This window comes from Geoalkalibacter subterraneus, assembly GCF_000827125.1.
GTDB classification, from domain to species: Bacteria; Desulfobacterota; Desulfuromonadia; order Desulfuromonadales; family Geoalkalibacteraceae; genus Geoalkalibacter_A; species Geoalkalibacter_A subterraneus.
The window spans coordinates 2,063,781-2,087,092 of the sequence record NZ_CP010311.1 but is presented as its reverse complement, the minus strand read 5'-3'; the positions used below and the strand labels follow the sequence as shown (position 1 = coordinate 2,087,092).

At 57.4% G+C, this 23,312-nt stretch carries 20 protein-coding genes; all 20 read left to right on the top strand.

All coding sequences use genetic code 11. From position 1 onward, the window contains the following. Nucleotides 1-40 precede the first annotated feature (40 nt). The 20 genes from GSUB_RS09610 (at nt 41) to GSUB_RS09515 (ending at nt 23,295) form a co-directional block, all read left to right on the top strand. Nucleotides 41-586 carry a DUF6125 family protein gene (locus GSUB_RS09610; protein WP_040200504.1) on the top strand — a complete coding sequence of 182 codons (546 nt, stop codon included), beginning with the start codon at nt 41-43 and terminating at the stop codon, nt 584-586. Nucleotides 587-668: 82 nt separating this feature from the next. Next, the gene (gene icmF, locus GSUB_RS09605) at nt 669-3,947 is read left to right on the top strand and encodes a fused isobutyryl-CoA mutase/GTPase IcmF (protein WP_052464841.1); all 3,279 of its coding nucleotides are present in this window, start codon (nt 669-671) and stop codon (nt 3,945-3,947) included. Nucleotides 3,948-4,135: 188 nt separating this feature from the next. Then, nucleotides 4,136-4,669: a nitroreductase family protein gene (locus GSUB_RS09600; RefSeq protein ID WP_040200503.1), complete on the top strand. Its 534-nt coding sequence runs from the start codon at nt 4,136-4,138 to the stop codon at nt 4,667-4,669. A 12-nt stretch (nt 4,670-4,681) separates the two neighbouring features. Further along, complete coding sequence (locus tag GSUB_RS09595) at nt 4,682-5,848, top strand: M24 family metallopeptidase (protein ID WP_040200502.1); 1,167 nt, start codon at nt 4,682-4,684, stop codon at nt 5,846-5,848. 174 nt (nt 5,849-6,022) lie between these two features. Continuing rightward, complete coding sequence (locus GSUB_RS09590) at nt 6,023-7,201, top strand: thiolase family protein (RefSeq protein ID WP_040200501.1); 1,179 nt, start codon at nt 6,023-6,025, stop codon at nt 7,199-7,201. Between the two features lie 16 nt (nt 7,202-7,217). Beyond that, a complete protein-coding gene (locus tag GSUB_RS09585; protein ID WP_040200500.1) occupies nt 7,218-8,066 on the top strand; it encodes a 3-hydroxybutyryl-CoA dehydrogenase in 849 nt (282 codons plus the stop codon). Between the two features lie 10 nt (nt 8,067-8,076). Further along, nucleotides 8,077-8,859 (top strand): enoyl-CoA hydratase/isomerase family protein, encoded by a 783-nt coding sequence (locus GSUB_RS09580; protein WP_040200499.1) that lies wholly within the window; start codon nt 8,077-8,079, stop codon nt 8,857-8,859. A 29-nt stretch (nt 8,860-8,888) separates the two neighbouring features. Then, the gene (locus tag GSUB_RS09575) at nt 8,889-10,028 is read left to right on the top strand and encodes an acyl-CoA dehydrogenase (RefSeq protein ID WP_040200498.1); all 1,140 of its coding nucleotides are present in this window, start codon (nt 8,889-8,891) and stop codon (nt 10,026-10,028) included. Nucleotides 10,029-10,112: 84 nt separating this feature from the next. Then, nucleotides 10,113-12,101, top strand: coding sequence for a heterodisulfide reductase-related iron-sulfur binding cluster (locus tag GSUB_RS09570; protein WP_040200497.1), 1,989 nt, complete (start codon nt 10,113-10,115; stop codon nt 12,099-12,101). A gap of 3 nt (nt 12,102-12,104) precedes the next feature. Beyond that, nucleotides 12,105-12,881 carry an electron transfer flavoprotein subunit beta/FixA family protein gene (locus GSUB_RS09565; protein WP_040200496.1) on the top strand — a complete coding sequence of 259 codons (777 nt, stop codon included), beginning with the start codon at nt 12,105-12,107 and terminating at the stop codon, nt 12,879-12,881. A gap of 25 nt (nt 12,882-12,906) precedes the next feature. Continuing rightward, nucleotides 12,907-13,821: an electron transfer flavoprotein subunit alpha/FixB family protein gene (locus GSUB_RS09560; RefSeq protein WP_040200495.1), complete on the top strand. Its 915-nt coding sequence runs from the start codon at nt 12,907-12,909 to the stop codon at nt 13,819-13,821. Between the two features lie 13 nt (nt 13,822-13,834). Beyond that, on the top strand, nt 13,835-14,359 hold the full coding sequence (cobO, locus tag GSUB_RS09555) for a cob(I)yrinic acid a,c-diamide adenosyltransferase (protein WP_040200493.1): 525 nt from the start codon (nt 13,835-13,837) through the stop codon (nt 14,357-14,359). Nucleotides 14,360-14,390: 31 nt separating this feature from the next. Then, complete coding sequence (locus tag GSUB_RS09550) at nt 14,391-15,119, top strand: 4Fe-4S double cluster binding domain-containing protein (RefSeq protein WP_040200491.1); 729 nt, start codon at nt 14,391-14,393, stop codon at nt 15,117-15,119. A gap of 115 nt (nt 15,120-15,234) precedes the next feature. Beyond that, nucleotides 15,235-16,395: an acyl-CoA dehydrogenase family protein gene (locus GSUB_RS09545; RefSeq protein ID WP_040200489.1), complete on the top strand. Its 1,161-nt coding sequence runs from the start codon at nt 15,235-15,237 to the stop codon at nt 16,393-16,395. A 21-nt stretch (nt 16,396-16,416) separates the two neighbouring features. Continuing rightward, nucleotides 16,417-17,385 (top strand): CoA transferase subunit A, encoded by a 969-nt coding sequence (locus GSUB_RS09540; protein ID WP_040200487.1) that lies wholly within the window; start codon nt 16,417-16,419, stop codon nt 17,383-17,385. Nucleotide 17,386: 1 nt separating this feature from the next. Further along, nucleotides 17,387-18,202 (top strand): CoA-transferase subunit beta, encoded by an 816-nt coding sequence (locus GSUB_RS09535; protein WP_040200486.1) that lies wholly within the window; start codon nt 17,387-17,389, stop codon nt 18,200-18,202. A 43-nt stretch (nt 18,203-18,245) separates the two neighbouring features. Next, nucleotides 18,246-19,004: a DUF1847 domain-containing protein gene (locus GSUB_RS09530; protein WP_052464840.1), complete on the top strand. Its 759-nt coding sequence runs from the start codon at nt 18,246-18,248 to the stop codon at nt 19,002-19,004. 714 nt (nt 19,005-19,718) lie between these two features. Next, entirely contained in the window at nt 19,719-19,952 is a 234-nt protein-coding gene (locus tag GSUB_RS09525) for a helix-turn-helix domain-containing protein (RefSeq protein ID WP_200890134.1), read from the top strand. A gap of 2 nt (nt 19,953-19,954) precedes the next feature. After that, entirely contained in the window at nt 19,955-22,084 is a 2,130-nt protein-coding gene (locus GSUB_RS09520) for a class I SAM-dependent DNA methyltransferase (RefSeq protein ID WP_040200483.1), read from the top strand. Continuing rightward, nucleotides 22,081-23,295 carry a restriction endonuclease subunit S gene (locus tag GSUB_RS09515; RefSeq protein ID WP_040200482.1) on the top strand — a complete coding sequence of 405 codons (1,215 nt, stop codon included), beginning with the start codon at nt 22,081-22,083 and terminating at the stop codon, nt 23,293-23,295. Before GSUB_RS09520 ends, GSUB_RS09515 begins: the two co-directional genes overlap by 4 nt. Nucleotides 23,296-23,312 lie beyond the last annotated feature (17 nt).

Genomic DNA, 23,312 nt, shown 5'->3' with positions numbered 1-23,312 from the left:
AACAGCCGGTCGTTAATTATCGCATTTTGGAGGTGGTTGAATGTCGAGCGAAAAACACCCTGGCGATGAAGGTGTTCGCCTGCTTTACGAGTTGAGCCGGGAAGAGCTGGTCCAGATTATTGTCGACGATGCCAAGAACTGGCTCGCTCATGACGGACTCTGGTTTCAGGAGGTTGAAAAACGTTACGGGCTCGATGTGGCGGTGGACGCCGACACCGAAGCCTGGCGTAGATTTACTGTGATTGAAGCCAGGCGGATCATGGCTCGCCTCGGGATGGAACCGGGAGGGGGTATCCCCGCCTTGGTGGAATGTCTCAAGCATCGGCTCTATGCCCGGCTCAATCTTCAGGAGACCGTTGATGTCACTGAGAATCGAGCCGTGTTCCGCATGCTTGACTGCCGCGTCCAATCCGCAAGAAAGCGCAAGGGGCTGGCCGAGCACCCCTGCAAGTCTGTGGGGATCGTCGAATACGGCGAGTTTGCCAGGACCGTCGACCCCCGCATCCAGACCCGGTGTCTCGCCTGTCCGCCCGACCCTGTTCCCGCAGGATATTGGTGCGCCTGGGAATTCACAATACAGGGTTAATCCAGGGCACAGTTCAGAATGGGACCTGTAACCTCGCGCGGTGGACAAATATCAATTCAGAACTGTTCCAAGGAGGGACGCTATGCACGGAAATGTCGAAATTCAACAATCGTCGGATCAGAAAGCATCCGCAAAGACGAAGCACAAGATCCGTTTTGTGACGGCGACCAGCCTTTTCGACGGCCATGATGTCTCGATCAATATTATTCGCAGGATTCTCCAGGCCTCCGGGGCGGAGGTCATTCACCTGGGTCACAACCGTTCCGTGGAGGAGATCGTCACGGCAGCGATTCAGGAGGATGTGCAAGGGATCTGCATCAGCAGTTACCAGGGGGGGCACGTCGAGTTCTTCAAATATGCCATGGACCTGCTGCGGGAACGCGGCGCGGATCATGTCAGGGTTTTCGGCGGCGGTGGCGGAGTCATCATCCCGGATGAGATCGCTGAAATCGAAGCCTATGGCGTGACCAAGATCTTCTCGCCGGAAGACGGCCGCCGCATGGGGTTGCAGGGAATGGTCGACTTTATGCTGCAGCAATGCGATTTCAGCCTGGAACGCAACCCGGAAGAAGAGTTGCTTAAATTGCCGGACCAGGATATCCGTGCCATCAACACCATCATCTCCCTGGCCGAGGACTCGGTGCATGCGGGGAGCCAGGGGGCCTACGGGCAACTGCGCGAGCGGATCAAGGAAATGGCCCGACCCGTTGCGGTCATCGGCATCACCGGCACGGGAGGGGCCGGCAAAAGTTCCCTCTGTGACGAACTGGTACTGCGGTTTCTGCGGGACTTTCCTGAAAAGAGTGTCGCGATCCTGGCGGTGGACCCTTCTCGCCAGAGAACCGGAGGCGCGCTGCTGGGAGACCGCATCCGCATGAACTCCATAGCGGGAAAACGGGTTTACATGCGTTCTCTGGCCACCCGCGAATCGCGCTCCGAGCTCTCCCTCGCCATCGAGGATGCGCTGGACGTGGTCCGGGCCAGCGGGTTCGACCTCGTTATTATCGAGACCTCGGGAATCGGTCAGGGGGATGCTTCGGTAGTGCCGATCTGTGACCTCTCCCTTTATGTCATGACCGCGGAGTTCGGGGCACCCACACAGCTTGAGAAAATCGATATGCTCGACTTCGCTGATCTGGTGGCGATCAACAAGTTCGAGCGCAAAGGCTCGGAAGATGCCAGGAAAAATGTCATCAAGCAGGTACGCCGCAACCGCAACCAATTCGATGGACCGGACGAGGAGATCCCTGTCTACGGCACCATCGCTTCTCAGTTCAATGACCCGGGAACCTCCGTGCTCTATCTTAAGGTCCTCGAGAAGCTCAATGAAAAAAAGGCACTGGGGTGGGAGTCCAAGCTCAAGGTGGTCGACGGAGACTCTCTGAGCAAGACGATCATTCCGGCGGACCGGATTCACTACCTCGGCGAAATCGTTCAGACCGTGCGGGGCTATCGCAAAAACGTGCACCAGCAAAGCGAGGTGGCCCGATCCCTGTATCAGTTAAAGGGTGCGGCGGACCTGCTCCCGGAAGGATCTGCCGCGGCCCGCGAGATCGCCGAACAGATCGAGGCGCATGAGTCACGACTTCATGAAAACGCCCGCCATGTCCTGGAATGCTGGGATGAGCTGAAGGATGCCTACAAGAAAGATGTACTGGTCACCAGGGTCCGTGACCGCGAGATTACGACCGAGCTTTACAGCTCAAGCATTTCCGGTACGCGGGTTCCGCGGGTCAGCCTGCCGCGGTATTCGGATAAGGGGGACCTGCTGCGCTGGCTGATGCTGGAGAATCTGCCCGGCTTCTTCCCCTACACCGCCGGCGTCTTTCCATTCAAGCGCGCGGAGGAAGACCCCAAGCGGCAGTTCGCCGGCGAAGGAAGCCCCGAGCGGACCAACCGTCGGTTTCACTATCTGTGCCAGGAGGATGGCGCCAAACGGCTCTCCACGGCGTTTGACAGCGTGACGCTCTACGGTGCCGATCCGGATTATCCGCCCGATATTTATGGGAAGATCGGCGAGAGCGGGGTCTCCATCTGTACGGTGGAGGACATGCGCAAGCTGTTCGACGGGTTTGATCTGTGCGCACCCTCCACGAGCGTATCCATGACGATCAACGGTCCGGCGCCGGCGATGCTGGCAATGTTTTTCAATGTGGCCATCGATCAGCAGGTGGAGAAGTTCAAAGAGCAGCATGGCCGCAGCCCGGATGAGGCCGAATATCGTGAGCTTAAGGACTGTACGCTGCAGAATGTTCGCGGAACAGTGCAGGCGGATATCCTCAAGGAAGACCAGGGACAGAACACCTGCCTGTTCTCCATCGATTTCGCGCTGCGGATGATGGGCGACATGCAGCAGTATTTCATCGACAACAGGGTGCGCAATTACTACTCGGTCTCGATCAGCGGTTACCATATCGCCGAGGCGGGTGCCAACCCCATCACCCAGTTGGCCCTGACGCTGTCCAACGGTTTCACCTATGTCGAATATTACCTCTCGCGGGGCATGCACATCGACGAGTTCGCCCCCAACCTGTCTTTCTTCTTCAGCAACGGTCTCGACCCTGAATATTCGGTGATCGGCCGGGTGGCGCGGCGGATCTGGGCCGTCACCATGCGGGAGAAATACGGGGCCAATGAACGCAGCCAGAAGCTGAAATATCACATCCAGACCTCGGGGCGTTCGCTGCATGCCCAGGAGATGGATTTCAATGATATCCGCACCACCCTTCAGGCATTGATCGCCATCTACGACAACTGCAACTCGCTGCACACCAACGCCTATGACGAGGCGGTGACCACTCCCACGCAAGAATCGGTGCGGCGGGCCATGGCGATCCAGATGATTATCTCCAAAGAGTTCGGCATGACCAAAAACGAGAACCCGGCTCAGGGGGCCTTCATCATCGAGGAACTGACCGATCTGGTGGAAGAGGCGGTCATGATGGAGTTTGAGCGTCTGGATCATCGCGGCGGCGTACTCGGTGCGATGGAAACCCAGTATCAGCGCAACAAGATCCAGGAAGAATCCATGCTTTATGAGCACAAAAAGCACGACGGCAGCCTGCCGATCGTAGGGGTGAATACCTTTTTGAATCCCCGCGCCGATGAGGTCGGGTATGAGATTCCCGGCGAGCTGGCGCGGGCGACACCCGAAGAGAAGGAGCGTCAGATCAGCAACCTGCGCGCCTTTCAGGATCAGAACCGCGAGAAAGGGCCTCAGGCGCTGGAACGGCTCAAGGAGGCGGTTGTTGCCGGCGAAAATATTTTCGGTGAGATGATGGAAACCGTCAAGGTAGCCTCACTGGGACAGATTACTCAGGCCTTGTTCGAGGTCGGCGGGCGCTATCGCAGAAATATGTAGAATCGCTGGGGGAGGCCCCCCTGCGGGCTTTCTGCGCCGTTTTCCCCCATGAAATGAACTGTTCAGCATGGGGTCGTCACTCCCATGACAAGGGCCACTTTTCGCCCTCCCCGGCGCCAAACACCCTTGACATGGGAGTGACGGACGACCCCGCGAGGTGAATAGATCTCCATGGAAAGGAGGAGAAGGTGGATATTTTTCAGGTCATCAGAGACAGAAGAAGTGTTCGCAAATACATGAACAAAGAAGTCGAACAGGAGAAGGTGGACCAGGTCCTCGACGCTGCGCGCCTGGCGCCTTCCTGGAAAAACATGCAGTGCTGGCGTTTTCTGGTTCTGCGCGATGCGGCCAGACGCGCTCTGCTGCTGGATGCGGTTCCCGACGACAACCCCGGCAAAAAGGCGCTTGCAGCCGCACCGCTGACGATTGTCCTGTGCGTTGATCCCCGTGAATCCGATGTGGAAAACGGCATCCCCTATTATGTCGCCGATGGTGCCATCGCTTTTGAGCATCTGTGCCTTGCGGCGCACGCCCTGGGGCTCGGGACCTGCTGGATCGGCTGGTACGACGAGGCCAAAATCAAAGAGGCGTTCGGCATCCCCGACCCGTTCCGGGTGATAGGATTCACTCCCCTGGGGTATCCCGAGCGAGAGCCCAAACCCCGACCACGCAAAAGCCTGGATGAAATTGTTTTTTACGATGTCTGGCCAGCCGGTCTTTAGGAGGTATATGTCATGATCACTGGTGATGAACTACAGTCACGTATTCGCGCCATGCAGGCCCTGTTGAAGGAGCAACAGCTGGATGGCGCTCTTTTTATCTTTCCCATCGATGTCTATTACTTCAGCGCAACGCGGCAGAACGGCGCTTTGTGGATGCCTGTTGAAGGAACTCCCACGCTGCTGATCCGAAAAAGTTACGAGAGAGCACGTCGGGAAAGCCCTTTGAGCGATATCCGGCCTTTTCCGTCTTCCCGGGAATTTCCCGGCGTGATCCCCGAAACTGCCACCAGGATCGGGATGACCTTCGATGTGGTGCCGGTGCAGCAGCGTGACTATTACGCCAGGCTCCTCGCCGGGCGGGAGTTTGTGGATATCTCGCCGTTCAACCGGCAGCTGCGTTCCGTCAAGTCTCCTGCTGAACTAGAGATGTTGCGGCGCAGCGGAACCTCCCTGAGCGCCGTCTTTGCCGAGGTCCCGCAGTTTCTCGTCGCCGGAATGCGCGAGATCGATCTTGCCGCCGAATTCGAATGCCGACTGCGCAAGGCAGGCAGCGAAGGATATGTACGTATGCGGGCCTTCAATCAGGAACTTTTCCAGGGACTTGCCGTATCTACCGGAGGGCCGAGTTTCGGTTTTTTCGACGGCGCGGTCACCGGTCGGGGTCTCTCCAACGCCTCGCCCCATGGCGCGTCGCTGGAGGTAGTCGAGCGCAATACACCGATTCTTCTCGACTACACCGGGGTTTTTCAGGGCTACATCACCGACATGACCCGCATCTTCGTGATGGGGGACCTGGATGAGGAGCTTAAGCACGCCTTCGATGTTTCACTTTCCATACAGGAGATGCTGCGGGCCTCCCTGAAGCCCGGTGCTATCTGTGAAGAGTTGTTTCTTCAGGCCGCTGAAATGGCGGCACAGGCAGGGCTGAAGGACAATTTTATGGGCATGCCCGGCGAGCAGGCACGCTTTGTCGGTCATGGTGTGGGACTGGAACTCGACGAGTTTCCGGTGCTGGCTCAGGGGTTTAAAATGGCGCTTCAGCAGGGACAAACGGTGGCGATAGAACCCAAGTTTGTTTTTCCCGAAAAAGGCGTCATCGGGATCGAAAACACCTTTGCAGTGACTGCAGAGGGAGGAGATAAACTCACTGAACTCCCTGATAACATTGTTTTCATGTGATCTTTTCTCGGGCTGATTGTCTTTTTTTAAGCCCGCCGGATCTTCCGTTCAAATCATCGTAAAAAATAAGTTAAAAGATGTAATAATCAAAAAATAAAAATCCGTTTTATTTTTGTTTGACATGCACGTAAATGTAAACTATGCTCAAAAAAAATCAATCAGGAGGTTCGCATAATGGGTTCAGAAGTTTTTGTTGTTGAGGCAAAACGAACACCCTTCGGGTCAATGGGGGGAACTCTCTCCGATGTGGCGGCGGCCACTCTGGGTGCGACGGCAATGCGGGCAGTCCTGGAGTCATCATCTGTTTCAGTCGATGCCGTGGATGAAGTCATTGTCGGGCAGGTTCTTTCGGGAGGGTGCGGCCAGGCACCGGCGCGTCAGGCCATGCGGGGAGTTGGCATCCCTGATGAGGTGCCGGCTCTGACCATCAATAAAGTGTGTGGCAGCGGGCTCAAGGCGGTCATGCTTGGCGCAGATTCCATCCGTCTTGGTGAGTCCGGCGTGGTTGTCGCCGGCGGGATGGAGAGCATGTCGTTGGCACCGTATTTTCTGGAAAAAGCCCGCACAGGCTACCGCATGGGAAACGGTAAGCTTATCGACCTTATGATCTTCGACGGACTGACCGATCCCTACACAGGTCGCCACATGGGGGAGATCGGCGAAGCCAGCGTGGAACGCAACGGGTTGAGTCGCGAGGAGCAGGACGATTTCGCCCTGCGCTCCTATCGGCTCGCCCAGACGGCGGTGGAGGAGGGGATCTTTGCTCGCGAACTTGTTCCGGTCATCAAGCAGAATAAGAAAGGCGAGGTGCGCGTCGAGACCGATGAAGAGCCCTTCAAGGTTGATTTTGACCGCCTGCCCTGCCTCAAGCCTGTTTTTCGCAAAGACGGCACCATCACGGCCGGTAACGCCTCGACCATCAACGATGGTGCCGCCATGCTGCTGCTCGCAGGGAAAGAGGCGCTCGAGCGGCACAACCTGACGGCCAGGGCGCGTATTGTTGCTCAGGCCACATCGAGTCGGCATCCCGACGAGTTTCCCGAGGCCCCCATCGGGGCGATCGAAAAAGCGTGCGCGAGAGCCGGGCTTTCGGTGGAGGACATTGATCTGTTTGAAATCAATGAGGCCTTTGCCTCGGTGGCGCTGCTGGCCATGAAAGCTCACAATATTCCCATAGACAAGGTCAACGTCAACGGTGGCGCCTGCGCCATCGGTCATCCCATCGGCGCCAGCGGTGCGCGGTTGGCAACGACCCTCGTTCACGAGCTGGATCGCCGTCAGAAGCGCTATGGCCTGGCGACGCTCTGTATCGGTGGGGGGGAAGCCGTAGCTGTCATTTTTGAACGTATTTAAAACGGAGGCAGAGATCATGGTTGAAACGATTGGAGTTCTCGGAGCGGGGCAGATGGGCAACGGCATCGCCCATGTCTTTGCTCAGCACGGATACCAGGTTGTCCTCTTCGACATCGCGCAGCAGCAGCTGGACAAGGCGATGGCGACCATCGAGAAGAACCTGGCGCGGCAGGCAAAGAAGGGCGCCATCGCTGAGAGCCTGGTCGGCGAGGCGTTGGGGCGGATCAAAACGACTCAGTCCATGGAGGATCTGGCGCCGGTGGATTTTGCCGTGGAGGCGGTGACCGAGAACGAAGCCGTCAAGCTGGAGATCTTCCGTAAGCTCGACACTCTCGTCAAACCCGAGGCGTATCTGGCCTCCAACACTTCGTCCATCCCTATCACCAAAATCGCCGCTGTGACCGGGCGTCCGCAGCAAGTCATCGGCATGCACTTCATGAACCCGGTGCCGGTGATGAAGCTGGTGGAGGTGATCCGCGGCCACTCCACCAGCGACGAGACCTTTCAGGTCACCGCCGACCTGGTTGCGAAGCTGGATAAGGAAATGGCGGTCTCTCAGGACTATCCCGGCTTTATCGTCAACCGCGTGCTGATCCCCATGATTAACGAGGCGATATTCGCCCTCTATGAAGGGGTCGCGACGGCTGAGGATATCGACAAAGGGATGAAGCTGGGCACCAACCAGCCGATGGGGCCGTTGACTCTTGCCGATTTTATCGGGCTCGACACGGTGCTGGCGATTGCCGAAGTCCTGTATGACGGATTCAAAGACCCCAAATACCGTCCATGCCCGCTGCTGGTCAAGATGGTTAACGCCGGCTATCTGGGGAGAAAGTCGGGACGCGGTTTCTACACTTATCAGTAGGGGAGAGGGAATGGAATACACACTGCTTCTTATCGAAAAAAACAATGGAGTCGCCCAGCTGACCATCAACAGTCCGCAAACCCTCAACGCACTCAACAGTGCAGTGCTGGGTGAACTTGAATGCGCACTCTATGAACTGGACCGCGACAATGACGTCAAGGTCGTGATTCTGACCGGAGCGGGGGAGAAGGCCTTCGTGGCGGGTGCGGACATCAAGGAAATGGCCGCGATGAGCGCTTTCGAGGGGCAGCAGTTCGCCCTCAAAGGCCAGCGGGTCATCCTCATGATGGAGAAGATGAACAAGCCCGTCATTGCCGCCGTCAACGGCTACGCTCTCGGTGGCGGACTGGAACTGGCTCTCGGGTGCGATTTCATTTACGCCTCGCAAAAAGCACGCTTCGGTTTTCCTGAGGTGACCCTCGGGATCATCCCCGGCTTCGGCGGCACCCAGAACCTGTCCAGGCGCATTGGGGTGGCGCGGGCCAATGAGCTGATCTTTACAGGAAAAATGATCGATGCCGCCAAAGCATCCGAGTGGGGAATCGTAAACGAGGTCTTTGCCCCGGAAGAGCTGCTGCCCAAAGCCCAGGAAACGGCCCGGTCCATCGCCAGGCTCGGCACCCTGGCCATTGCCTCGGCCAAAAACGCGATCGCCAACGGCTTGAACATGGGTAAAGAAGATGGTTTTCGCTACGAGGCTTCGCTGTTCGGGGTGCTTTTTGCCACCGAAGACCAAAAGGAGGGGATGGGCGCCTTTGTGGAGAAGCGTAAAGCTGAGTTCAAGGGAAAGTGACCATTACTCGAGGATGAGCGGGGGACGTTATGAATTTTGAACTTTCACAGGATCACAAGGTGCTTCGGGACAGCGTGCGGGATTTTGTCAATAACGAGATCAAGCCGCTGGCCATGGAAATCGACGAGAAACATGCCATCCCCGACACTCTGGTGCAGCAGATGGGGGAGATGGGGCTGCTCGGCAGTTATCTGCCGGAGGAATACGGTGGCGCGGGTATGGACATGCTCTCCTATGCCATCGTGGTGGAAGAGGTCTCTAAAGCCTGCGCCTCAAGCGGCGTGCTCATCTCCGCCCACACCTCCCTGTGCTCCGGGCCGATCCTCACCTTCGGCACCGAGGAGCAGAAGCAGAAGTGGCTTCCTGACCTTAACAGCGGCGAGAAGATCGGCTGTTTTCTGCTCACCGAACCCGATGCGGGCAGCGACGCCGGCGGAACCGCCACCACCTACCGGCGCGAGGGAGATGAGTTCGTCATCAACGGAAGCAAGATATTTATCACCAACGGCGGCTTCCTCGGCACCGGAGTGGTGCTCGCATCTTTTGATCGCAGCCTGAAACACAAGGGGATCAGCGCCTTTATTGTCGATCTGAACTCTCCGGGGGTGTCCATCCTCAAGAATGAGAACAAGATGGGGATCCGCGGCAGCTACACCACCGCCTTTGCCCTGGATGATCTGCGGGTGCCGGCGGAGAACCTGCTCGGCAAGGAAGGCAAGGGGTTCAACGTCGCCATGGACACTCTCAACGGCGGCCGTATCGGGATTGCCGCACAGGCGCTGGGCATTGCCGAAGGCGCTTTCGAGCGGGCGCTGGCCTACTCCAAAGAGCGCAAGCAGTTTGGTCAGGCGATCTGCGATTTTCAAACGATCCAGTTCAAGCTGGCGGATATGAAAACCCGCATCGAGACGAGCAAGCTGCTGACCTACAAGGCTGCCTGTCTCAAGGACGCCGGGCAGAACTACACCATGGAATCGGCCATGTGCAAGATGCACGCTTCCGAGACTGCCACCTACGTAACTAAGGAAGCGCTCCAGATTCATGGCGGTTACGGATATATCGCTGATTATGAAGTGGAGCGGATGTACCGCGATGCAAAGATCACCGAGATCTACGAAGGAACCAATGAAATTCAGCGGGTCGTTATTTCAAAGCTGCTCTTGAGCTGACCACCATCGGTCGGCGAGCCACCTCGGACTTTTTGAAAGCAAGGCGAAAAAAGTCCTGAATTTTCGCCTGGAAAGGAGGTGCCCATGGGGGGCACGCGCGAAATATACTGGAATGTCGGGTCAGGTGTGGTGTTGCCGATGTATCTTCTCGCGATCGCGGCCTTCGCCCTTATGGCCTGGGGGGTGTGGAAGCGTTCGGCGCATTGGCGGCAGGGCAGAAGCCTGGACCGTTTCAATTCCATCGGGGAGCGGACAAAAAGAATGCTGTCCGAGGTCCTGACGCAGCGCAAAGTCTCCCGCGTGCGTGAGGGCGGCATCTACCATGCCCTGTTCTTCCTGGGGTTCATGATCTTGTTTGCAGGGACGCTCCTCGTCATGTTGCAGGCGGATCTGCTGACCCCTGTGTTCGAAGCCAACCTTCTACAGGGCAACTTTTACCTGTTATTTTCCCTGGCCCTGGATATCGCAGGGGCGGTGATGATCCTGACGCTGGCCGGGCTGTTCGTACGCCGCTTCTTTGTGAAGCCTCCCGGGCTGGAGACAGCCAAAGAAGATTATTGGATTCATGGCCTGCTGTTTGCCATCCTCATCACCGGTTTCCTGCTCGAAGGGGCGCGGATGGCCGCCACCGAGGTGGTACAGAATCCCGAGCTGGCCAGGTTCTCCCCCGTGGGTCTTGCGACCGCCCGTATGCTGCCTGAAATGACTCCCCAGGGACTAAGCGCTCTGCATTCCTCCCTGTGGTGGGTGCACCTGGCGCTGGCCCTCGGGTTTATCGCCGCACTTCCTTTCACCAAGCTTAAACACCTCCTGTACACCAGCGCCAACGCCTTCTTTGCCCCCCTGGATGAGAGAGGCTCAATTTCAACCATCGATCTGGAGGACGAAGAGGCCGAGCAGTTCGGTGCCGCCACTGTTGCGGATCTGACCTGGAAAGACATTTTCGACGCCGATGCCTGCATGAACTGCAAGCGCTGCCAGGATCGCTGCCCGGCCCATGTCACCGAAAAACCTCTCTCGCCCATGAAGCTGATCAATCAGGTCGGCGAGGCGGCCGCAGCGGGCAGAGAGCAGGCCCTGCTGGAAACCATTGATGAAGAGGCCGTCTGGTCCTGCACCACCTGCTTTGCCTGCCAGGACATCTGTCCGGCCAACAACGAGCATGTGAACAAAGTGATCGAGCTCAGGCGCAACCTGAGCCTGATGGAGGGGGCCTTCCCCGGCGACGAGGTGCGTGCGGCCGTGGGCAACCTGGAGGTCAACGCCAACCCCTTCGGCATGGCCTTCGCCTCACGCGGCGACTGGGCCGAGGGGCTCGATGTCGCCCGGGTCAATGAGGGAGAACAGGCCGATATCCTCTACTTTGTCGGCTGCTACGCCTCTTTTGACAAGCGCAATCAAGAGGTGGCCCGCAGCTTCGTGAAGATATGCAATGCAGCCGGCATCCGGGTGGGGCTTCTCGGCAAGGACGAGAAATGCTGCGGAGAGCCGGCCCGCAAACTCGGCAATGAATACCTCTATCAGATGCTGGCACAGGAGAATATCGAGACCATCAAAGCGACCGGCATCGAGAGGATCGTTACCGCCTGCCCCCACTGCTTCAATACGCTGAGCCGTGATTATCGCGACCTCGATTTCCATATCGCCACAGAGCACTACACCCAATTCATCCACCGGCTCGTGGGTGAAGAAAGGCTTGCTCTGAATCCGGCGGACGAGCAGCTCTGCACCTACCACGATTCCTGCTATCTGGGGCGCTACAAGGATATTTACCGGGAGCCCCGCGAGGTGCTCGACGCCGCAGGCTGGAAGATCACCGAAATGGACAAGTCGGGCAGGGACAGTTTCTGCTGCAGCGCCGGCGGCGGCAGGATTCTGGCGGAGGAGAAGCTGGGTTCGCGCATTAATGTGGAGCGGGTTCGGCAGGCCGCCGAAACCTCGGCCCCTGTGCTGGTCAGCAACTGCCCCTTCTGCCTGACCATGTTTGAAGATGGCATAAAAACAGGAGACTGCGAAGAGACCCTCAGGGTCAGGGATCTCGCTGAAGTCATCGCCGAAAGGATAGGAGATTAGCCCATGAAGCTACTTGTGTGCATCAAGCAGGTTCCCGATATGGAGTCGCGCTTCAGGCCTGCTGCCGACGGACTCTGGTTTGACGAGAGCGATCTGGCCTGGCGCATGAACGAATACGACGAGTACGCCGTCGAGCAGGCGGTCCAGCTCAAGGAACAGCTCGGCAAAGAGCCTGAGTTGACCGTTCTCTCCATCGGACCGGACCGTGTGGTGGAAGCCTTGAAGAAAGCCCTCGCCATGGGGGGTGACAGGGCCGTGCATATTCAGGACAACGCCGCCCATCTCAAGGATCCCTGGCAGATCGCGTCGATGATCTCGCGGTACGCGGGGGACAAGGGATTTGACCTGATTTTCACCGGAATGCAGTCTCAGGATCGCGGTTCAGCGCAGGTCGGAGTGCTCGTCGCTGAAATGCTGAGAATCGCCAGCGCCACAACCCTGGTGGATTTCAATTATGCCGATGGATTGATTCAGGGTAAACGCGAGCTGGAGGGCGGCGTCAAGGGACTGGTGGAATTGCAGCTTCCGGCTCTTGTGACCTGCCAGTTGGGACTCAACACTCCGCGCTATCCAACGCTGCCCAACATCATGAAGGCGAAGCGAAAGCCGATTGAGACGATTGCGGCTGATGAATTGCTCTCCGAAGGGGCTTTGGCTCCGGCGACAAAGTTTTACGCGCCGGAGCGCAAGGCAGGCGGCATGGTCCTGGAAGGCGATCTCAGCGGGATGGTCGAGAAGCTTGTTGGTGTGCTCAAAGAGAAAACAGCCGTGCTGAGGTAACATCAGAACCTGACGGAGGCTTTTTATGAAAGCGTTGCTGGTGTGTGAATATCGTGAGGGTCAACTCCTCGAAACAACGTATGAACTGATGACTTTTGCCGATCAGTTGGGAGCGGAAAAAGCTGCCATCCTGATCGGTGATGAGGAGTCAGTGCCGCAGATGGACGGGACGGTTTACCTGGCCGAGGCGGCTGGTTGCGGGGAGTACAATCCCGCCGTTCATAAACAGGTGGTGCTGGCGGCCATCGAGAAGGAGAAGCCTGATTATATTATCCTTTCTCACTCATCCTATGGCTGGGACCTGGCCCCACGCCTTGCCGCCGCTCTCAAGATCGGGCAGGTCACGGAAATCGTGGGCATTGTCGAGGACGGCTTCGAAGCGGGGTGCTGCAACGCCAAGATGAGACGCGCCGTGACTCCATCCACCAGCCAGGCGGTTCTGACCGTGCAGGCTGGCGCTTTTGCCGCGGCAACTCCCCAGGGGGCTCCCGCCGTGGAGCGGATCGACATTTCGGCTGACACTCAAGGGGTGGTTTTCAAAGGTTATGAACCTGCTGAGAAGAAAGAAGTCGATCTGGCTCGGGCCGAGGTGATCGTGAGCGCCGGGCGCGGCATCGGGAAAAAAGATAACATACCCGTGATTGCCGAACTAGCCAAGGTGATGGGAGGGGAGCTGGGTGCAAGCCGCCCGGTGGTTGATGCCGGTTGGGTGGACCACAGCCGCCAGGTCGGCACCACTGGGCAGACGGTGGCGCCGAAGCTGTACGTGGCCTGTGGCGTTTCCGGAGCGATCCAGCATCTGGCCGGTATGAAAAAATCCGATTTCGTGGTGGCGATCAACAAGGACAAGGACGCCCCGATCGGCGAGGTCGCAGACGTTCTGGTCGTCGCCGATGTCATGCAGTTCGTTCCGGCACTGACAGAAGCTCTTCAGAAGTAAGGGAGCGGCAGGGATGGAACAGGGAATGGTGCAGGTTTACACCGGCGATGGCAAAGGAAAGACGACCGCCGCCCTGGGTCTGGCGCTGCGAGCCGTGGGGCGCGGCTTTAAGGTCTGCGTGGTTCAGTTCATCAAGGGGGGCGGCGCCTACGGAGAACATCTGGCGGCGCGGCAGCTTGAGCCACTTCTGACCATTCACCAGACAGGGCGCGACGGCTGGATCTTCAGGGACAAGCTCGAGGATGAGGATATCCGTATCGCACAAGAGGCGCTTGAGTTTGCTCGGCAGGCCATGAACGGCGGCAGTTACGATCTGGTGATTCTCGATGAGATCAACGGCGCGGTCTGGTTCGGCCTTCTCTCCGTCGAGGATCTTCTGGAGGTGATCGCATCGAAGCCGCCCCATGTCGAGCTGGTCCTGACGGGGAGAAGCGCAGACAGCCGGGTGATCGAAGCTGCGGACCTGGTCACGGAGATGCGCGAAGTCAAACACTACTACCAGCAGGGCGTGGACGCCCGCATCGGGATCGAGAAGTAGAAAATCGACAGCCCCGGAGTAGGAGGATGATATGGATGAATCCACCGCACAGCTCAAAACACGTGCTCGGGAGCTTGGCGCCGATCTGGTCGGAGTCGCTGATCTGGATCTTCTCAGGGAGATCGAATGCGAGCCTTCCGATTTGCTTGAGCCGTTCAGGTATGCCTTGTCTCTGGGGGTTAAGATTCCCAACGCCGTCTTTGAGCAGCTCCCGGGGCGCCCGACACCGCTTTATGCCCAGACTTACCTGGCCGCCAACGCTTTTCTGGATCAGCTCGCGCTGCGGATCTGCTCTCATATCGAGCAAGCGGGATTTAACGCTCTTCCCATCCCGGCCTCTCAGCCTCTCGACATGAAGGAGTTTCGTTCCCACCTTTCGGCCAAGGCGGTAGCCAATGCGGCTGGATTGGGGTGGCAGGGCAAGAGCCTGCTCATCGTGACGCCGGAGTATGGACCGCGGGTTCGTTTTGTCACCGTGCTGACCGACATGCCGCTTGAAGCCGACCAGCCGCTGGAGAATCGATGCGGCTCCTGCACCTGCTGCACAGATGCCTGTGTTGCCGGCGCGATCCGCAACGTGTCCACCGATTTTCACTATGCGTCTCGTGAAGAAGCGCTGGATTTCCAGAAATGCGCGACCAAACTGGTGACCGAGTTCGCCACGATGGAAAACATCGGAAAGCCTATCTGCGGCATCTGCATCAAAGTCTGTCCCTGGGGCAGGAAACTCAAAAAGCCGGCATCGTCCACTCCAGGATAAGAACAAGTACACGCGACGGCCGTTCAGCCTGGCATTCACAAAAGGGTGTGGACATAAAAACGGAAGTCCCGATTTTTGATGATCGCATTCAAACCATGATCGGCGGGGGAAGACAATGAAAATGGAACTTTCTGAAGAACAGAAAATCATCCAGGACACAGCAAGAGATTTTGCCAGAACCGAGCTTGAACCGGTCGCCGAAAAGCTCGATCGTGAAAAAGACCGTGAGCTCCTTCTGGGCAACCTGAAAAAACTCGCGGAGCTCGGCTTCATGGGATTGAACGTCCACGAGGAATATGGAGGGTCGGAGGCCGGGGTTGTCGCCTTCAGCCTTGCCATGACCGAACTCGCGCGCGCCTGCGCCTCCACCGCGGTCACCGTTTCGGTGAATAACATGGTCTGCGAGGTCATACAGGCCACCGGGTCGCAGGAGCAGAAAAGCACCTATATTCCCAGAATCTGTTCGGGGGAATATGCCGCGGCCGCCTTTGGCCTGACGGAGACCTGCGCCGGATCCGATCCCTCGGGGATGGCTACCCAAGCTGTCAGGGACGGTGACAGCTATGTTCTCAACGGGTCGAAAATTTTCATCACCAGCGCTCCTTACGCGGGAGTGTTCGTGGTCTGGGCCGTCACCGACAAGGATGCACCCAGAGGCAAGGGGATCAGTTGTTTTCTGGTTGAAGCGGACACTCCCGGCCTGATCATTGGTAAAGAAGAGGAAAAAATGGGGCAGAACGCTTCAGCCACCAACGAGCTGATCTTTCAGGACTGTAAGGTCCCAGCCTCCGCCATGCTGGGCAAAGAGAACGACGGGTTCCGGATTGCCGTTGCCGAACTGGCGGGGGGGCGTATCGGGATCGGTTCGCTCGGGCTCGGTATCGGGCTGGCGGCCATGGACTATGCGACACGCTATGCCACGGAGCGCAGTCAGTTCGGGCAGAAGATCAGCCAATTTCAGGCTATTCAATGGATGATTGCCGACGCCTTCACCGAACTTGAAGCTGCAAGGTTGCTGCTGATGAATGCGGCCTACCGCAAGGAGGTCGGAAAATCCTTTGCCAAGGAGGCCTCCATGGCAAAACTCTTTGCAACTGAGGCTGCGAACAAGGCCTGCTACAAGGCCATGCAGATCCTTGGCGGCTACGGTTACACCAAAGACTTCCCCATCGAGAGATTTACCCGGGACGTGCGGATAACCTCGATCTATGAAGGCACGAGTGAAATCCAGCGCCTGATCATTTCACGAGAAATCCTCAAAGGACTTGTGGCCTAAACTCAAGAAAGCGAGGGAGCAATGGAAAAGGACAAACGCATATCGGTACAGCAGGCTGCCGAGATGATTAAAGATGGATCGAGCCTGACTTTCTCCGGCTTCACCATCTGGCGGCGCCCCTTTGGAGTCGTTTATGAACTTATCCGGCAGCAGAGAAAGGGGCTTCATCTGATCGAAGTCAACGGTGGCCCGCATACGGAGTTTCTGGTGGGGGCTGGTTGTGTGGATATCTGGGAGTCCTGCTGGGTCGGGCATGAGCTCTACGGCAAGTACGGTGCAAACCTCTCGCGCAAGGTGGCGGAGAAGAAGATCCTCGTCGAGGACTACAGCCATGCCGAGATGATGTTCCGCTTTGCCGCCGCTGCCGCCGGAGCGCCCTATGCCGTCACCCAGACCTCACTGGGCACCGACATCCACAACCCAGAGTACGACATGCTCGGCAAAGCGGGGCTGCGCGACGGCCAGCGGATTGCCAAGAGCAAGTATATCTTCACGGAGGATCCCTTCTTCGACGCCGGCCAGCAGGTCATGGTGCCCGCGGTGAAGGTGGATGTGGCTCTTCTCTGCGTTCAGCAGGTGGGCGAGGAAGGCACCGTGCGCGTCAATGGCCAGTATTACTCCGATCCGGAGGCCGCCCGGGCGGCAGATATCACCATTGCTGTCGCCGAAGAGATCGTCCCGGAGGAATTTCTGCGCCGCAACGCGGATCAGAACACCATCCCGAGCTTTGAGGTCGATTACATCGTTGAGTGTCCCTACGGCGCTCATCCCACGGGGATGTTCGGGCGCTACGATGTGGACGGGCCTTTCCTCAAAAAATTCTACAGCGAGACCCGCACTCAGGAAGGCTTTGACGCCTTCGCCAAAGAATGGATTCACGGCCAAGAACAGACCAGTTATCTGGAAAAACTGGGATGGCCTCGCATGTTGAAGCTTCGCGCCAATTCCGCCATGAATTACTGCCCGCGCGAAAGAAAGGGAGGGAAATGATATGAGTCGCTTTGCATCCCCCGACGAGTATGGGCTGGCCGATCTGCTGTGTTGTGCTGCGGCCCGCGAAGTGCAGGATAATGAGGTCGTGTTTGCAGGCACCGGTCTGCCCATGGTGGCCATCATGCTCGCTCAGAAGACCCATGCTCCCAATCTGAAACTAATTTTCGAGGCGGGTACTCTGGACGGCCGCCCCCCTGAAATCCCTACCTCTGTTGGGGACGCCCGATGTGAAATGGGTGCTTCCAAGGCTTCGGGACTCTATGATGCCTTCAGTATCGCCCAGCGCGGCTATGTTGACCTGGGTTTTCTCGGCGGCGCCGAGGTCGACCAGTATGGCAACGTCAATACTACCTGCATTGGTGATTATCTATCCCCTGAACTGCGCCTGACGGGCAGCGGCGGAAACCCGGACATCAATTCCTTTGCCAAACGCACGGTCTTTGTCATGGTTCACGAAAGGCGCCGTTTCGTCGAAAAGGTCAGTTACATCACCAGTCCCGGATGGCAGGTGAAGCAGTGGCCGGGAGGTGAAACGGTCCATCGGCGTGAACTTTACGGTGCGGCCTACCGTGGTGGCCCTTCGGCCATCATCAGCACCCTCGGAGTTTTTCGGTTTGACGAGGAAGATGGGCACATGTATCTCGACACCTTTCACCCCGGAACCACTCCCGAAAAAATCCAGGAGCAGTGTCAGTTCGAGTTGGACACCTCCAGGGTGCAAGGGGAGACCGCTGTGCCGACTTACGAGGAACTGCAGTTGATCCACGACGTCCTCGATCCGGATGAAATATTTATTCCAAAGGCTGCAAAATAGCCTTACAGAAATCTGTATACCGATTGAGAAAGGAGTTTGATTCATGTCGTTGAGGGAGAATGGGGAAAAGACTTCCTTGAGTTGCAACCGCTGCAGTGCCGCCTGGGAAAAGAACGGAACCACTTTTTGCTGGAGCGACCCTGAAGCAAAGCTCAAAGCACCCGGATATTGCCCGTCGGACAGGGAAGCGACAATGATTGAAAAATCCTTTCATGCCTACACTGGCAACGATGAGGATGCACGCCTGGCCCGTGTGGCGGCGGTGGTTGAAGGGCTGTGTTATCAATCAATGCCCGGTAGCGACGCAGTTAATGCTCGCTGGACACGGGTAGAGGATACCATCGCCCTGATCAAATTGATGGGCTGGAAAAAAATCGGCATCGCCACTTGTATCGGACTGCTTGAGGAAAGCAACCGCCTCTGCGATATTCTCAATGCTCAAGGGCTGGAACCTTTCTCTGTCTGCTGTAAAGCAGGGCGCATCGACAAGCTTGAGCTTGGCCTAACGGAAGAAAATAAGGTCCGTCCCGGCACTTTTGAGCCGGCCTGTAACCCCATCGCCCAGGCTAAAATGCTCAACCAGGTCGGCACCGACATGAACCTGATCGTCGGACTATGCGTCGGCCACGATATGCTGTTCAGTAAATATTCAGAAGCTCCGGCATCAACCCTGGTCGCCAAAGACCGGGTGACCGGGCACAATCCCGTCGCGGTCTTGTATGGTCAGAGCTTTTACTACAAAAGACTTCAGAAGCAACCTGTCATGCCGGAAGCAAGAGGAGAAAATGTGGCGCAACGTTAGATAAACCTCTCATGGTTAAACAGAGGCGTTGCCCGGCTTTGGCAATAAGAAGAAAAATATTTCGAGGAACTCCTCTGACAACTGGAATCGGGAAATAGAAGTCCCCCCACCATTTAGAAAAACAAAACCCTTCCACTAACCGCGTCCGGTTGGTGGAAGGGTTTTGTTTTTCTGCGTATTGTCAGCGACTTGCGTCGCTTTCAGGGTGTCGGCGCTACCGCCCCGATCACTCCTTTTTCGGGAAATCCGTCATACCCCGCTTCTCTTTCGCCTCAAAATTCTCCGCATTCTTACCCCCATTCTTCGGACCTCGTCAGGTTTCCTGCATTTTTTCCTGCAACCGCTGCTCGGCGGGATCAAAGGCAAACTGGTTGATACTCTTCATGATTTAAGTCAAACAGGTCGTTGATGTCCATGGTTGGTCGCTCCTCGTTGTGAATTTTGATTGCTTCCCCGCTTACTTACCGGAGAGATGGAGAAAGTGTCGGGCGGTGGCTGAATTTTTTCGTGTCTGCTCTCATGGTTCTTACTTACCGGGTGACGTTGGGATGTGCCGACGGGGATTTCAAATTGCGGAGTCGGACAAGAATTTCCGTAAGGATTTCAAGGTCGCGCTTGACATTTGCGGCCCCATGGATGATATATCAAGTGATAAATCGGGCGTTATGAATGGTGCCGCCAGTACATCAGATAGATTCAGCAAGGAGAAATCCATTGGACGAGCAACACAGCATGGCGAAGCTGGTCCGTGAGCTTCGGGAACTTACCGGTCTGACTCAGGAAAAGTTTGCGGCCAGGCTCGGGGTGACCTTTCCCACGATCAACCGCTGGGAGAACGACCGCGCCAAGCCGTCGCCGCTGGCGCTGGAGAAGATCGAGAGCTTGCTGTGCAGCCTGGGGGACAAGGGCAAGGCCCTGCATAAAGCGTATTTTGGGAAGGAAGCCTGAGCATGGCCCAGCTTGAACATATCGAAGCCATTGAAAAGCGGCTCTGGAGCGCGGCGGACACTCTGCGGGCCAACTCCAACTATGCCAGCAACGAGTATTTTTTGCCGGTCATGGGCCTGGTCTTCCTGCGCCATGCCTACAGCCGGTATCTCGCCGTCAAGGATGCCATCGAAGCGTGCCTGCCGACTCGCGGCGGCAAGACCCGGCCGCTGACCAAGGAAGATTTCTCGCAGAAGAGCGCCATCTTCCTGCAGCCCAAGGCCCAGTTCGACACCCTGGTGGCCCTGCCCGACAGTGCCGACCGCGCCAAGGCGATTATCGACGCCATGGAGTCCATCGAGGCCGACTACGAGAACCTGCGCGGCGTGCTGCCCAAGAGCGAATATCAGGAGCTCGACAACGCGGTGCTCGGCCAGCTGCTGCGTACCCTCAACCCCGAGGAGCTCAAACGGGTCTCCGGGGATGTGTTCGGCCGCATCTACGAATACTTCCTGACCCAGTTTGCCGACCAGAAGGCCCACGACGGCGGCGAGTTCTTCACCCCGGTGTCGCTGGTCTCGCTGATCGCCAACGTCATCGAACCGGCGGGCGGCACAGTGCTCGACCCGGCCTGCGGCTCGGGCGGCATGTTCGTGCAGAGCGCCCGGGTGGTCGAGCGGCGGCACGAGAACCCCACCGAGAAGCTCACCTTCTACGGCCTGGAAAAGAACGCCACCACCATCCGCCTGGCCAAGATGAACCTGGCGGTGCACGGCCTGGAAGGCGACATCCAGAAATCGATCACCTACTACGAAGACCCGCACGAGCTGCTGCGCAAGGCCGACTTCGTCATGGCCAATCCGCCCTTCAACGTGGATGAGATCGACGCCGACAAGGTCAAGAGCGACCCGCGCCTGCCCTTCGGCCTGCCCGGCGTCAACAAGAAGGGCAAGGTCAGCAACGGCAACTACGTCTGGATCAGCTATTTCTACAGCTACCTCAACGAACAGGGCCGGGCCGGATTCGTCATGTCGTCCCAGGCCTCCAGCGCCGGGCGGGATGAAGCCAAGGTGCGCCAGAAACTGGTGGAGACCGGCGATGTGGATGTCATGGTCGCCATCCGCTCCAACTTCTTTTACACCCGCACCGTCCCCTGCGAGCTCTGGTTCCTCAACCGCGCCAAGCCCGAAGCGCACCGCGACAAGGTGCTGATGATCGACGCCCGTAACGTCTATCGCATTGTGACGCGCAAGATTTTCGATTTTTCCCCCGAGCAGGAGCAGAACCTCCTGGCCATCGTCTGGCTCTACCGGGGCGAGACCGGGCGATATCTCGACCTGGTGGCGGGTTATTGCCAGCGCATGCTGGCCGAGGGCGCGGCCTGTCTCGACAATGCAGGGGCGAAAAATTTTTCGCCCCTACCGGATTTCATCGCTGCGCTGGGCACGCTGCGCAGCGCGGTCGAACCCTTCCTCAAAACCCTGGCCAAGGTCGCGCCAGACGCAGTAAAGGGCGAACACGCAGGTTCGCCCCTACGGGAACTGGATGACGCCATCCCGCTGTTCAAGGCGGATGTGGAGGCGTTCCGAAAGACCGTCAGCGAGCAGCAGACGGCCTGGGGACAACAGAAAACCACCAACGGTGAATTGAAAAAGGCCGTGGATCGCCTCGCCACCCTGGCCGAGACCAGCCGCGATCTGGTCAAGCAGACCGACCTGCTCTATAAGCTCGCCTGCCGCCTGATCGAAAGCTGCGAGAACGACTGCGCCGCCCGTGATAGCGACGCCTGGGCCGCTCGTGACATCACCCGCGCCCGTAAGGCCGCCGACGAAGCTCGCGCCCTGGCCGTGGAACAGCTCAAGCAGGTGCGCTACTTCTGGAAACAGGCCCACTGGCTCACCGAACGTTTCCCCGAGGCCAAATTGCGCGATGTGGAAGGTCTGGTCAAACTGGTGGACCGGGCCGAGATCGCGGCCAACGACTGGAGCCTCACCCCCGGCCGCTATGTCGGTGTCGCGCCCGAAGAAGAGGACGAGAACTTCGATTTCGAGGAGGCCCTGCACGATATCCATGTTGAGCTGGAGGACCTGAACGCCGAGGCGGTGCGGCTGGCCGCGACGATCAAGAAGAATTTTGAGGAGCTGGGGGTATGAGCTGGCCGAAGCTAAAGCTTGAATCGCTGGCCGCCAAGGAGCCTTACTCTTTCGTGGGCGGTCCGTTCGGTTCAAAGCTCACGACAAGGGACTATGTTGAAAGTGGCATCCCAGTCATTCGTGGGTCAAACATGAACAATGGTCGGTACCTTGATATGACCGACTTTGTGTTCGTGACAGAATCAAAAGTTCGTGAAGACCTGTCAAGCAACTTGGCAAAACCGGGAGATCTTGTCTTTACGCAGCGAGGTACTCTTGGGCAAGTTGCTATCATTCCGAGTGATGGTATTGCCGACCGATATGTCGTATCACAGAGCCAGATGAAGCTCACAGTTGATGAAGACAAGGCTGATCGACTGTTTTTGTACTATTTCTTTTCGAGCCGTGAGGCAACGGAGCGCATTATGAGCTTTGTCTCCTCATCCGGTGTTCCGCATATTAACCTCACAGTATTGCGAAACTTTGAGGTGCCTGTTCCACCTCCTGAAAATCAGCGGAACATTGCTCGTGTTCTCTCCACCTACGACGACCTGATCGAGAACAACCGGCGGCGGATTCAGTTGCTGGAACAGGCGGCGCGGCTGCTCTACAAGGAATGGTTCGTCCACCTCCGCTTCCCCGGCCACGAACACACCCCAATCATCGACGGCGTGCCGGAGGGGTGGGAGAAGAAACCGTTAAGCGAGATTGCCGATATCACTATGGGGCAAAGCCCCAAGTCCATCTTTTACAACAAAGATGGCAACGGGCTGCCATTTCATCAAGGTGTAACCAATTTCGGAGTTCGCTTCCCCTCGCATGAGACATATTGCACAGTCCAAAGTCGTATCGGGGAACCCGGCGACATACTTTTCAGTGTAAGAGCACCTGTCGGACGCATAAACATAACGCCAGATAAAATTGTCATTGGTCGTGGGCTCGCGGCGATCAGGTCGAACTGTGATCTACAAAACTATCTTTTTTACGCGCTCAAGAGCCACTTTTTCAAAGAAGACATGATCGGCGGTGGTGCGATCTTCGCAGCGATCACGAAGAAAGACCTGCATGGTGTTGAGCTTATGCAGCCGACAGATCGGATAGCGGCGATGTTCATGGAGCATGTGCTCCCGATAGATCTTCAAATCGCGAATCTTCAGCAAACAATCGAGAAACTCGCCAAAGCCCGCGACCTCCTCCTGCCCAAACTGATGAACGGGGAGGTGGCGGTGTGAATTTTCATCATCCGAAA